Origin of the sequence: Prosthecobacter sp. (assembly GCF_029946185.1) — a bacterium.
GTDB lineage: Bacteria > Verrucomicrobiota > Verrucomicrobiia > Verrucomicrobiales > Verrucomicrobiaceae > Prosthecobacter.
The window spans coordinates 1-13,590 of sequence record NZ_JAQSEA010000273.1; the positions used below are offsets into that span (position 1 = coordinate 1).

Sequence of the window (13,590 nt, forward strand, 5' to 3'; positions counted from 1 at the left end):
CGATGAACGGTGTGCTGATGCCGCCTTCATGCACCCAGATTTTATGACGACGAAACGGCGTGTTGGACACCGTGGCCCCACCCGGCCCGAGGCAGAGGTAGGACGCCGCCGCACCCATCGGCGCGTTTTTATCATGGCCCAGGCCGCGCACCATGATCTCCGCACTTGCGCCGTTGTCTGAGAGAAAAACGATGAGCGTGTCCTCGAAGGCATTCATCGCCTTCAACTGCGCGAGCACACGTCCCACTTCCTGATCCAGCCGGTCGATCATCGCCGCATGGATGGCCTCCTTCGTGGCCTGAAACAGCTTCTGCTCCGAGGTCAGGCTGTCCCATGGCACCGCATGCCGCGTCTCGCCGGGGCCGAGGATTTCCAGATCGCTCTTCTTGCCGCTGGGCGCGGTGATCTGCGGCTCAGGATCAGACAAGGTCGTGGAGATGAGCCCCAACTGCTTCTGCCGCTCGAAGCGTGCCGCGCGTGTTGCCGGCCAGCCCTTCGTGTAGGTGTCCTTGTATTTGGCAATGTCCTCCGGCAGCGCCTGGATCGGGAAATGCGGCGCGGTGAAGGCGAGGTAGGTGAAAAACGGGGTGCCTGCATGCTGCTGCGCGTGCTCTTTGAGAAAGTCGATCGCATGATCCGCAATCGCGATGCTCGAATACCACGGCCCCTCAGGTTCTGGCAGCGGCTGGTCATCCAGCTCATGCTTCTTCGGATGAAAGTGATTGTCCTGCTGCGCCACATGATACGAGCGCGTGAATCCGCCATCGGCCACGACGTGCGGTGCATTGCTCACATGCCACTTGCCCGAGTGGTAGCTGCGATACCCCAGCGGAGCGAGGCGCTGTGGCAGCGTGCGCACCCACGCCGGAAATTTGCCATACGGCGGGTCCATGCCGATCTGCTGCGCATAGTGCCCCGTCATGAGCACACTGCGCGTGGGCCAGCAGCGCGCGGTATTGTAAACCTGCGTGAACTGCAGCCCACCCGCCGCCAGCTTGTCCAGATTCGGCGTCGCGATCTCACTGCCGTAGCAGCCAAGGTCCGAGTAGCCGAGATCATCGGCGAGGATGATGACGAAATTGGGCTTCGTCGGCGCGGCGTGCAGTGTGGCGCAGACGAGAAGCAGGAAAATGGAAAAGCGAATCATGCAGCATCCAAACGAAGTGCATGGGGACTTCCTGCTTCAAATTCCGCGCTTCAGGCATGTACGCAAAAAGAGGCGCAGCTAGCTGCGCCTCTTTTGAGATGAATCCTAGGGCATCATTCCGCCGCAGGTGTGTCTTCCGCTGGAGCTGCTTCCTGAATCGGCTCCGCCACGGTGTCATCCACCGCAGGGGTATCCGCCACAGCTTCGGCTTCGTCCGCAACCACCGTAGCCACATCCTGAATGGTTTCGCCTTCCTTGAGACCCATGAGCTTGACGCCTTGGGCATTGCGGCCGGTTTCGCGGATGTCGCAGACGCGGATGCGTACGCTCTGGCCTTTGGTGGTCATGAGCATGAGCTCGTCTTTGTCATGCACCGCCTTGGCAGCGACGACCTTGCCGGTCTTCTCCGTGACATTCATCGTGGTCACGCCTTTGCCGCCACGATTGGCGAGGAGGCGGTACTCATCGAAAGCAGTACGCTTTCCAAGGCCGTTCTCGGAAACCACGAGCACCATCGTATCGGGCTCGTTCGTGAGGCAGCTGACGAGGAAGTCGCCGTCATCCAGCGTGATGCCACGCACCCCGGCGGTGTTACGGCCGATCGGACGCAGAGTGGGTGAAGCTGGGTCAGATCCCGTCTCATGGAATCGGGCAAACATGCCTTCGTGGGTGACGAGGCAGATTTCTTTATTCCCATCGGTCAGCACCACATCCACGAGGTCGTTGCCTTCATCGAGGTTGATGGCGGCAATGCCGTCCTTGCGGTAGTTTTTGAATTCTTCGAGGGCGGTCTTTTTGACAGTGCCGTCCTTGGTGGCAAAGACCACGAACTTGTCCGCCGCCCACATGGCTTCGTCTTCGGAGCCTTGAGCCACGAGCGTGAGCACGGCGGCGATCTTCTCCGCTGGGAAGCTCACGGAGTATTCTTTGCCGTCCTTCGTCCGCGTCACGGTGTGCGCGGGCTTCAGGTTGAGCATGTTTTTGATGCTGCGGCCTTTGCCGGTGCGTGCGGCCTCGGGGAGCTGATACACACGCTCCACATACATGCGGCCCGTGTTGGTGAAGAAGAGCAGGAAGTCGTGCAGATGCGCGCTGAAAAGATGCTCGACGAAGTCGGTGGCTGCTTCCTCGCCCTGCGCTTCACGCGTCTCCATGCCTTTCAGGCCTTTGCCGCCACGGTTTTGCACGCGGTATTCAGCAGTCGAAGTACGCTTGATGCTGCCCATGTGCGTCATGGTGACCACGGCGGGATCGTTCGGAATGAGGTCGATGTTTTCGATCTCGCCCTCAGCGGCTTCGATGCGTGTCATGCGCGGCGTGGCATGCTTGAGACGGATGGCCATGAGCTCATCCTTGATGATCTGGAGCACGCGGGATTCACGCGCCAGGATGTCCATGAAATCACGGATGCTGATGAGCACTTCATCGTAATCGGCTTTGATCTTGTCGCGCTCAAGTCCGACGAGCTGGTAGAGGCGAAGCTCAAGGATGTCTTCGACCTGCTTGTCGGTGAAGATGTAGTTGTCCCCCACAATGCTGGCCTGGCCGCGAATCATGATGCCGAGTTGTTCGGCGGTGCTGATGGAGAAATTGTAGGCCTTGAGGCGCTCACGGGCTTCATCGCGGTTTTTGCTGTCGCGAATGATCTTGATGAAGTCATCCAAGTGGCCGAGCGCAAGGAGTTGGGCTTCGAGCTTTTCCGCTTTGAACTCAGCCTGTTTCAGCAGGAAGCGTGTGCGGCGGATGACGACCTCGCGGCGATGCTCGATGTAGCATGCAATCGCGTCCTTCATGCTCAGCACGCGCGGCTTGCCACCGTCGATGGCGAGCATGTGGATCGAAAAGCTCGACTCCAGCGCGGTGTGTCGGTACAGATTGTTCAGCACCACCTGACCACGTGCATCGCGCTTGAGATCGATGACGACGCGGGTGTTTTCATCCGACTCATCACGCACGCCGCTGATCTCGGCGATGACCTTCTCGTTCGCGAGTTCCGCGATCCGCTTCACCAGCTCAGCACGGTTCACGTTGAACGGAATCTCAGTGATGATGATCTGCTCGCGGTTGCCGTTTTCGACGATCTCCGCCTGACCACGGGTGCGCACGCTGCCGTGGCCGGTTTCCAGGTAATCACGAATGCCGTTGGTGCCGAGGATGACGCAACCCGTCGGGAAATCCGGCCCCTTGATGAAGGCCTGCAGCTCCGTGCAGGTAATCCCCGGATTGTCGATCTGCGCACAGACGGCATCCACGACTTCACCGAGATTGTGCGGAGGCATGTTCGTCGCCATACCCACGGCGATGCCGGTGCCGCCATTGACGATGAGATTCGGGAACGCCGCCGGGAACACGCTCGGCTCCGTGAGACGTTCATCGTAGTTGGGAACGAAATCGACAGTCTCCTTCTCCATGTCCGACATCAAAGTGCCGCCCAGTTGCGTCATGCGGGCTTCCGTATAACGCATGGCTGCCGGAGGATCACCTTCCACGGAACCGAAGTTCCCCTGCGGGTCGATCAACGGCTCACGAATGGCCCAAGGCTGCCCCATGTGAACGAGCGTCGGATAAATGACCGCTTCACCATGCGGATGGTAGTTACCCGAGGTGTCACCGCAGATCTTCGCACACTTCATGTGCTTCTTCGGCGGATAGAGCGACAGCTCATGCATCGCATAAAGAATGCGGCGCTGGGAAGGCTTCAGACCATCACGGACATCCGGCAGCGCACGGGCGATGATGACGGACATCGAATAATCGAGGAAGGAGTTCTTCACTTCTTCAGCGACAGAGATGGGGCGAATGTTGGGGTCTTGCATGGGAGGGGACGGGAAAGTGGGACTGAGAGAATCTGACTTTTAAGCAGGAACGGCCTTGTTCTTAACCTGCTCAAAAACGTGTCTGGCGATGGAACTGGAAAGCTGCTCTATCTGGACATTCGACAATGGATTGTCGTAACGCAAAAGCGGCATTTGATCTGGAATGCCTGGGCCAATAAGTTGATAACGAGACAACTCCACCTTAATGATTAGGTCGAATGCTAGATCAAACGGAGGGATGCCAGCACCAGAGAAAGTCTTTAATTCCAAGGCGAGTTTGACTTGAAAGGATTCTTGATTGCCCGCTATTTTGAAGGCGCTTGCAATATAGTCTTTCTTTGAAGGCTTCGATGAAAAGCCGCCGCCATAACTGGATCTGATTTCATAATCCACCAACGAAAACACTTTTTTGAGCGGCTGGACTTTTAACAACACCGCATCCAGAAGAGGGAAAATCGAATGGTTCAACCATTGTTCACGCAAAGCAGCATCCAAACGTGGAGCCGGCCCCTCCTTCGTCAAGTTAGCCCGCACAAACAACTCCATCTCCTTCATCCAGTCTTCAGGCTCTTCCAGTTCTTCACCACGGGCGGCCTTGATGCCAAGTTCCAAAGAGCGCACCACTTGAAGCTCCAAGAACTCGGTGAAAGGTTCAAGGTTTCCAGCATCAGCAGCGCTGAGAGCGCCAAGATAAGCTTTCTTGTCCTCCGTGCGAATCACGATGGGCATCCAGCCTTTGCGCATGAGGGCGTAGTTCACGATCAAACGCATGGTGCGTCCGTTGCCATCGTCGAAGGGATGAGTGACGCTAAAGCGGTGATGAAAGACGGCCAGCACACGGATGAGGTTAACATCCTCGTTCTCCAATTGATCACGGAACCAAGATACAAGTTCCTGCATCTGCCTCGGAGTCTCTTCTGGAGTGGCAAACTCAAAAATCTCTCCTGTGGCCGTACGAACGTTGTTCGGTGTCGCCTTGTAGTCTCCAGGAATGATCTGCTTGCGCGAGGCAGCGCCTGAAGGCGTGATCGCCTCCTTCCAGAAAGGTTCTTTGAGAAGGATTCTGTTCAAATCGCGAACATCTCCTTCCGTCAGTTGGCGTGACGCATCGGCGGCGAGATCGCGAACATGCTGGATGGCAACATCATGCGCCTTCATCTCCTCAAACTCGCGGATGTCGTGCTGTCCCGTCGTTTTGCCAGAGATAAGGAGCAACTCAGTCTCACCGTAAGTAAGCGTGTTTCCTTCGATGTGGTTGGAATGGTAGTTCCAGTCCAGCCGCAGCTTCCGCCAGAGGCGTGCATCGTTCTCTGCGCTGAGGATGCGCACACGATCCCACTCAGATTTCAGCATTGAAATCTGAGTGAGGATGTCGGCAGATATCCCCGGAGAATCCATGAAATCAGACGTCGAGATTGCGGACGTTGAGAGCATTCTCTTCAATGAAATGCTTTCGTGGTTCCACCACATCACCCATCAGAATGGTGAACATGCGTTCGGCTTCGTGGGCGTTCGTTTCGTCGAGTTTGACCTGAAGGAGCGTGCGCTTGTTTGGGTCCATCGTGGTCTCGAAGAGCTGCTTGGCGTTCATTTCGCCCAGACCTTTGAAGCGCTTGATTTCCATGCCGCGCTTGCCGATCTCCATGACTTTGTCGAGGATGCCGGGGATGCTGAAGACGGGGTGCACCTTGGCGTGGTCGCCATCGCCTTCGATGACTTCGAAGAGCGGCTTGTCCTGGCTGCTGAAGTGGTCCACGTGCAAGCCGAGTTCATCAAGCTGCTGGAAGCGCTTCTTCATGCCGTGGGCTTCGTGGATCTCAATAAGACGCGCACGGCGGTGCGACTTCGGCAGTGCAGCGACGCCGTTGCCATTGGCTTCAACGACCGCTGGGTTTCCGAAGAGATGCAGATCGTGGTTCTCCCGCGCGAAGGCAGCCAGCTGCTCGTTGCTGTGGAAGTAATGGATCATGACCTCGTTCCCCTCACGAATCACGACGAGGTGATGCGGCAGGTTGCCGGTGGCTTCATCGCGGGCCTGGAGGTAGTGCTCAAAGTCAGCGCCGTGGCGGCGGATGATGTCGGCAAATTTGGCCACGGGCACCAGCAGATCGAGGATCGCCTTGAGGCGATCAGCGGCGAGCTTGCTGCCATCCGCAATGTTGCGCAGGCTGATTTCACCGGAGCCAAGTTCGAGCAGGATGGCGTCCATTTCGGCGTCGCTCTGCACATACTCTTCGCGCTTTTTACGTGTCACCTGATACAGCGGCGGCTGCGCGACGTAGATGTGCCCGCCCTTCATGAGTTCCGGCATCTGGCGGAAGAAGAAGGTCAGCAGCAGGGTGCGGATGTGGCTGCCGTCCACGTCAGCATCGGTCATGATGACGATCTTGTGGTAGCGGAGCTTCTCGATGTTGAAGGAGCCTTCCACCTCGCTGTCGCCACCGATGCCGGTGCCGATGGCGGTGATCATGGTCTGGACTTCCTTGTTTTGCAGCACCTTCTCAAGGCGGGCTTTTTCGGTATTAATGAGCTTTCCACGCAGCGGGAGAATCGCCTGATTGTGGCGATTGCGGCCCATCTTGGCGGAGCCACCGGCGGAGTCACCTTCGACAATAAACAGCTCAGTCTTCACCGGATCGCGCTCTGAGCAGTCAGCCAGTTTCCCCGGCAGACCGCCGCTGCTCATGGCATCCTTGCGGATCGCTTCACGGGCTTTGCGCGCAGCTTCACGGGACTTCGCGGCAATGATGATGTTCTTGATGATCTCGATCGCGGTGTCGGGATTCTCATCAAAGAAGCGCATCAGGCCTTCATAGACGATGGAGTTCACCACGCCTTCGACTTCGCCGTTCACCAGCTTCACCTTCGTCTGCGAATTGAAGCGCGGATTGGTAAGTTTGACGCTCAGCACGCAGATCATGCCTTCGCGGCAGTCATCGCCCTCGATGTCCGGCAGCTTGTCTTTGAAGCTCTTGGGATTGACGTTGATGTATTGCTTCACCGCCTTGGTCAGCGCGGTCTTGAGGCCGCTGTAATGCGCGCCGCCGTCCGGATTCGGAATGGCATTGGCAAAGCACAGCGTCTGCTCATTGAGCCCCTTGTTCCATTGCAGCACGCAATCGACGAGAATGAACTTCTTCTTGTCATCAATGGGCACCTCACGGCGACCTGCCAGTGCGACGGGATCAGGGTGGATCTTGTCCTTGTCCGCCCCCATCTCGCGCACGAACTGCTTCACGCCTTCCTGATAGAAAAGGATGTCCTGACGCACCGGATCGATGCGCTCATCGGTCAGCGTGATTTTGATGCCAGGGTTGAGGAAGGCCAGTTCGCGCAGACGCACGAGCAGACGATCAAAGACGTAGGTGGTCGTGATCGTGAAGATCGTGGCGTCCGGGAAGAATGAAATCTTCGTGCCGGTGGTCTTCGGATCATCGAGATCCCCGAGAACGCTCAGCGGCTCGGTCGTTTTGCCACGCTCAAAACCGATGGAGTAGATCTTGCCGTCGCGAAAGACTTCGCACTTAAACCAGTCGGACAGCGCATTCGTACACTTGGCACCCACGCCGTGCAGACCACCGGAGAATTCATACGCGCCATCGCCGAACTTGCCGCCGGCATGCAGGCTGGTGAGCACCAGTTCGACCGTAGGAATCCCTGCCTTGGGATGCATCTCAACCGGGATGCCTCGACCATCATCCTGAATGGTGATGGAGCCGTCCGTGTGGATGGTGATCCAGACGTTTTTGCAATAGCCCGCGAGATGCTCATCGATGGAGTTGTCCACCACTTCAAACACGCAGTGGTGCAGGCCGCGCTCATCAGGATCGCCGATGTACATTCCCGGCCGCAACCGGACGGCTTCGAGGCCTTCGAGTTTTTGAATTTGATCGGCACCGTAGGCCTGGTTTTCGGCCACACCGGTATTGAAAGCAGCATTCTGCTCAGGAGACTGTTCGGACATAGGATTTGAAGGGCTGAACCATCGACTGAATCCGTCCATGAAACCTCTACCGGAAACGTGCTCGATGATGACCCGTTGAGACTAGCAAGATGCAGGGGGGCGCAAAGGGATTTTTTGCTCCCAAACGAAGTCTTTTCCGGCCTCAAATCCCCGCTCAAACCACGTCCTGCAGCCCCAGCTTCTCGATGACCTCCGGCAAAACCCCGGGATAGGGGCCGCCCAGGCTGATATTGCCCACGTAGCCGAGGCTTTTCCAGGTCTTGCTGTGGCTGTAATAGCCGCCCACACAGAGCTGGCGGAAGCGCTTGAAAAAGACCGCCCCGACGTGGTGCTCTGGTTTGACCTGGGCCGCGCCGCAGATGTCGTCGGCGATCGCGGACTGCTGATCGACCCCAAGCTCCTCAAAACGCCCGGAAAAGCGCTTAAAGCTCTCCGTATTGAGCCATCCCAGGCCGCCACGGATGGTTTCCCGGTCCTCCTGATGCGCAGGATAATCGGCGCTGACCCATTCATTGATGAAGTCGGGCACGCCCACCTCGGAGGCAGCGGGCGAGGTTTCATCCTTCGGCAGGATCAAATCCGCCAGAGCCTGTGTGGTGGCCAGTTCCTCGGCAGACAGCAGCTTTTCCCACGGAAACTTCAGCGGCTGCATGAAGTCCGGGTCGTGAAAGACAAAACGGGTGGGGTGCGCTGGCGGCGCAGGCTCGGTCTCACGCGGTGCCGCAAGCACCGGCACAGCCGCTGCACCGGCGGCACTGCCAAAGAGGCCTTTCAGGGCGTGGCGGCGGGAGATGGGAGAGGGATCGCTGTTCATGGGGAAGTTGAAATGACCTGTTTCGAGAAAAATTCATGGCGGGCCCAGGCGAGACACCAAAACCACCACACGCCAAAAACGGTTCCACTGACGGGCAGCCAGACAAGCACCAGGGCGAGACTCAACATGGCCCAAAAAAACCAGCGCCCCCGGTACTCCCCCCACTGAAAGGCGTAAGTGACCCCCATAGCGCCGATGACCTGCAGCCAGTCTCCAGCACTCAGAATGGTTCCCGCACTGGCCAGCGCTGACAAAAACGGAGCCAGTGCTCCGGCGAGGTCCTTCTGGTCATTCATCTTCCCGAGATCCAGCGTCGCCGCGCCGTGAGAAAGCATGACAAGCCCAATACCCTTGAGCACCAAGGCCAAAAGGACAAGGATCACGCCCGTAAGAGCCAGCGATTGAGCCCGCCTCGGGTTTGATTTTGCGCGAGGTGACCGCTCGGCCACCCCACGACGTCGCTTTTTGTAGGAACGATTCATCACATGGGCATTCATTAAACCAACCTCACACATTCCCCCGTTTCATCTCTTCCATCAGCCATTCGCTGGAACGCCAGGCGAGAGCAAGGATAGTCAGCGTGGGGTTTTTGTCGGGGTTGCTGGGCAGGACGGAGCCGTCCATGAGGAAGAGATTCTTCACGTCCCAGGTCTGGCAGTATTGATTGGTCACGCTCTCAGCCGCCTTGTCCCCCATACGGGCGGTGCCGACTTCGTGGATGATCTCGCCGGGCCTCTGAATGGCATCCGCGCCGCTGAGCGGTTTGGCCTTGCCACCCATGCCTTCGATCATCGCCGCAAAGGTCTGCTGCATGTGCTCGGCCTGCTTGATCTCATGGTCGCTCCATTTCCAGTGGAAACGCAGCACGGGGATGCCCCACTGATCCACCACATGGGGGTCTAGCTCGCTGTAGCAGTCCTTGTTCGGGAGCATCTCGCCGCGACCTGAAAAGCCGAACTGAGCGCCGTAGTAGCGGCGGGCTTCGTCCTTGAGTTTGCGGCCATAGACACCCGGCGAGGTCGAGTCCAAATAGCCAAAGCTCTTCGCCTCCGGCATCTGCCGACCTCCGCCCATCTCAATATGATAGCCACGGGCAAAGCCGAGCTTGGCATGATCATGCACCAGCCACCACGGCACGTAGGTGTGCAGCCCGCCCGCACCATCCTCATTCATCGGCGGCAGATCCTCCATGGCGGGAATGTGTGCCCCCAGGCGCGTGCCGACGCTGTCCATGAGATTGCGCCCCACCTGCCCAGACGAGTTGGCGAGCCCCGCCTTGTCGCGTGACTTCGAGTTCATCAAAATGCGCGAAGTTTCACAGGTGCTCGCGGCGAGAATGACCACGCGCGCTTTCGCAATTGCATCCCGCCGCGTGACCTTGTCGATGTAATGCACCCCCGTGGCCTTGCCGCTGCCATCCAGCACCACCTCGCGCACCATCGCGTCCGTGATGATGTCGAGATTCCCCGTGGCAAGTGCGGGCGGCAGCAGCACCGTCGTGCTTTGAAAATTCGCGCGGATGCTGCAGCCCCGAATGCAGTTCGTGGCCCAGAAGCACGCCGCGCGGGACATCATATCTTTGCCGAGAATCTCCTGCGCTTTGGGGTTGTTTGGAAACAGCACCTTCGGCAAATTCTTCCAATCCAGCGGCTGACTCATCACCGCACGATGCGCAGCCACCACCGGCACGCCAATCTTCCGCCCCGACTTCTTTGCGAGCAACTCCCCTACCCTCGGCTTCGGCGGCGGCATCAGCACTCCGGGCGATGAATGCGGTGCATTCGCGATGCCATCGTTCTCGCCATAGACACCGATCAACTGCTCCACGCGATCATACCACGGAGCCATGTCTTCGTAGTTCATCGGCCAGTCCACGCCGAGGCCATCCCGCGCTTTCGGTTTGAAATCAAACTCGCCAAACCGCAGCGAAATGCGTCCCCAGTGATTGGTGCGACCGCCGAGCATGCGCGCACGCCACCACCAGAAATCTCCCTCCGTGCCCTGCTTGTTCGTGTACGGCTCACCCGGCACCTGCCAGCCGCCGATGTTCGAATCATAAAAGCCAAAGGGCCGATCTGGCGTGGCCGCACCACGCAGCGGCGCCATCTCCGGCGTATGAAACATCGGCGTCTCCTTCACCGGCTCGTAATTGCGCCCGGCCTCGATCATGAGCACCTTCACCCCATTCAAGGCCAGAATCATCGCCGCCATGCCACCACCGGCTCCTGAGCCGACGACAATGACATCATACTGCGGCTGCGTTTTGCGTTCGGTGAGGACAGGCATGGCGCGACTATAGCCATGACAGGATGGCGACAAGTCCTGTTACGTTTTTTCCAGATTGGAGACGACGAAAGCCGGGGCCTTGCAGCCGCAATGTGTCGGGACTGCCACAAGGCGAAATCGTCACCCCGCGTCTTTCGACAGCCGCTGCCATAGCACGGATAGGCGCGCGCTTTCGCCCCCTCCTTCCGACATGAAAAACCAGCATCGCAACCTCTCCGCAGCCGCCCTCGCGCTTGCCAGCATCCTTTCCGCAGCCTCGCTTCAAGCGGCCACCTTCATCATCAGTTCAAACTCCACCACCGCTCAGACATTGGGCAGCGGCTCGGGCCAAACCGGCACCGTCAACAGCGGCGTCGCACTGACCGTCAGCGGCAGCACGGTGGCCGTCACGGTCACAGGCAACAATGCCAGCATCACCAACAATGGCACTATCAGCCAGACGGGCACCGGAAGGACGATTGATCTCAACACGGCCAGCGTCACCATGGCCATCACCAACAATGCAGGGGCGCTGATCCAGTCCGCTGATTCCGACACCATCCGCGTCAACAAGGCCTCAGACAATGTCACGATCAACAACTACGGCAGCATCATCTCCCTCAATGCCTCAGCCGGTGGCGCGCAGGCACTGGATCTTGCCACGATCGCTTCCGGAACGAACACCGTCACCAACTACGCCACGGGTTTGATCAAATCCACGGCGGCGGATGCCGTGCGTCCGGGCGTCAACGGTACCATCATCAACAATGGATCAATCCTCGCCGCACCCATCGTCGATCCCACCATCACAGCACGGAATGAAGCCACCAGCAGCGATGGCATTGATGCCCAGAACAACACGGGAGTTCAGGTCACCAACAACAACGGCGGCACCATCTCCGGCCGCCACGGCATCACCGGGGGTGCCGCCACAGACACCGTCGGCTCATTCAGGATGACCGTGACGAACAACGTCGGCGGCACGATCACAGGCGTGAACGGTTCCGGCATCAACATCGACAACAACAGCACCGCCGCCGCCTCATCTTCCGCCACCGTCACCAACTACGGCAGCATCCTCGGCAATTACGACAGCGCTCATTATGACGTCGGCGATGGAGACGGTGTCGATGTGGACGGCATCACCACTCTTTACAACTATGGCATCATCCGTGGCCTCGGTGCCAATGGCACTGGCTCGGACACCTTGACCAACCACCCCGAAGGCGTCTCGATTGGTGGCGGCACCATCGTGAACTACTCCGGCGCGGAGATCACCGGTGGAGCCTTGGACGGCACCGGCATCGAAGGTCACGGCATCCTGGTGGACAACTCCAGCAAGGGAAATGCTTTCGCAGCCGCCAGCATCACCAACAGCGGCCTCATCCGCGGTACCACCGGCTACGCGATCCAGATGATCAGCACCTTTGACAACACCGTCACCAACAATGCAGGCGGCGTCATCCGTGGCGCAGGTGACGCCACCACCGAGGGAGCTGCCATCCAGACCGGCAATGGCAACGACACCCTCAGCAACGCAGGCACCATCACGGGCGACAACGGCAAGGCGATCAACCTGCAAGGCGGCAATGACACACTCACCGTCACCGGCGGCTCCATCACCGGAGACATCGACGGCGGCACCGGCACCAACACCGCCACTTTCAATCCAGGCGAAGGCAACACCTTCAGCTATGCCGGGTCGATCTCCAATTTCAGCAGCGTGGACATCTCCAGCGGCAACGTCATCCTTTCCGGTGCCAGCACCTACAGCGGCAACACCACCGTCAGCGGCACGCTCAGCGTCACCAACGCCACCGGCAGCGCGACAGGCTCCGGCAACGTCCTCATCAGCTCGACCGGCACGCTGAAAGGCACGGGAGACATTGCAGGAAATGTCTCGGTCGCCAGCGGCGGCACCATTGCCCCCGGCCTCAGTCCGGGCACGCTGAACATTGATGGAAATCTCGACCTCGTGGGCGGGTCTCATCTTGTCTTCGAACTCGGCACCACCTCCGATCTGCTGAACATCGGCGGCGCGCTGAATTTCACGGGAGGCGGCACCACGCTGTTCGACATCCTGAACACCGGCAGCCTCACCAGCGGCACGGACTACACGCTGATGAACTACAGCTCCGTCTCTGGCCTGACTCTCTCAAATCTCGCCTTCGGCACCACGCCACTTGGCTTCGCCGGTCAGTTCACCATCGGTGCCAATGCGCTCACACTGCATGTGGACGCCGTGCCAGAGCCCTCCCGCGCAGTGCTCGGCGGCCTGGGCCTCGCGTTCCTCACCCTCCGCCGTCGGCGCAGGGCTCGCACGAAAGACGCAGCCTATTGAATCTCGCGCAGCAACGTGACGCAGTTCTTCAGAAATCTTGCGATTTGCCCAGTGGCGGCCGTGCTTGGTGCTCCCGGAGAGCCGTAGCGAAGCGGAGGTAGCCGAAGGCAAAGCAGAGAGACAAGCCGGTGGTGAAGCGAAACCGCGCAGCGGGAACCACCCGGCTAGTCCGTGTTTGAAACGCCCCCAAGATCGGGTGGCCCTGACGGGATTGCACCCGTCAGGGCTCCCACACCACCGGAC

At 58.9% G+C, this 13,590-nt stretch carries 8 protein-coding genes; 1 reads left to right on the plus strand and 7 read right to left on the minus strand.

Annotated elements, in window-relative coordinates; translation table 11 throughout:
* The 7 genes from PSV43_RS22275 to PSV43_RS22305 all read right to left on the minus strand — a co-directional run.
* Positions 1–1,147: sulfatase-like hydrolase/transferase (locus PSV43_RS22275; RefSeq protein ID WP_300202948.1), on the minus strand; the 1,147-nt coding region annotated here is incomplete at its 3' end.
* Positions 1,148–1,260: 113 nt separating this feature from the next.
* Positions 1,261–3,963 (minus strand): DNA gyrase subunit A, encoded by a 2,703-nt coding sequence (gene gyrA, locus PSV43_RS22280; protein WP_300202951.1) that lies wholly within the window; start codon positions 3,961–3,963, stop codon positions 1,261–1,263.
* Between the two features lie 39 nt (positions 3,964–4,002).
* Positions 4,003–5,397 (minus strand): Fic family protein, encoded by a 1,395-nt coding sequence (locus PSV43_RS22285; RefSeq protein ID WP_300202954.1) that lies wholly within the window; start codon positions 5,395–5,397, stop codon positions 4,003–4,005.
* Positions 5,366–7,927 (minus strand): DNA gyrase subunit B, encoded by a 2,562-nt coding sequence (locus PSV43_RS22290; protein WP_300202958.1) that lies wholly within the window; start codon positions 7,925–7,927, stop codon positions 5,366–5,368. Before PSV43_RS22290 ends, PSV43_RS22285 begins: the two co-directional genes overlap by 32 nt.
* Before the next feature lie 154 nt (positions 7,928–8,081).
* Positions 8,082–8,741 (minus strand): gluconate 2-dehydrogenase subunit 3 family protein, encoded by a 660-nt coding sequence (locus PSV43_RS22295; RefSeq protein ID WP_300202961.1) that lies wholly within the window; start codon positions 8,739–8,741, stop codon positions 8,082–8,084.
* Positions 8,738–9,223 carry a hypothetical protein gene (locus PSV43_RS22300; protein WP_300202964.1) on the minus strand — a complete coding sequence of 162 codons (486 nt, stop codon included), beginning with the start codon at positions 9,221–9,223 and terminating at the stop codon, positions 8,738–8,740. Before PSV43_RS22300 ends, PSV43_RS22295 begins: the two co-directional genes overlap by 4 nt.
* 25 nt (positions 9,224–9,248) lie before the next feature.
* A complete protein-coding gene (locus PSV43_RS22305) occupies positions 9,249–11,027 on the minus strand; it encodes a GMC family oxidoreductase (RefSeq protein WP_300202966.1) in 1,779 nt (592 codons plus the stop codon).
* 190 nt (positions 11,028–11,217) lie between these two features.
* Here PSV43_RS22305 and PSV43_RS22310 point away from each other — a divergent pair, with 190 nt between their 5' ends.
* Entirely contained in the window at positions 11,218–13,347 is a 2,130-nt protein-coding gene (locus PSV43_RS22310; RefSeq protein WP_300202969.1) for a PEP-CTERM sorting domain-containing protein, read from the plus strand.
* Positions 13,348–13,590 lie beyond the last annotated feature (243 nt).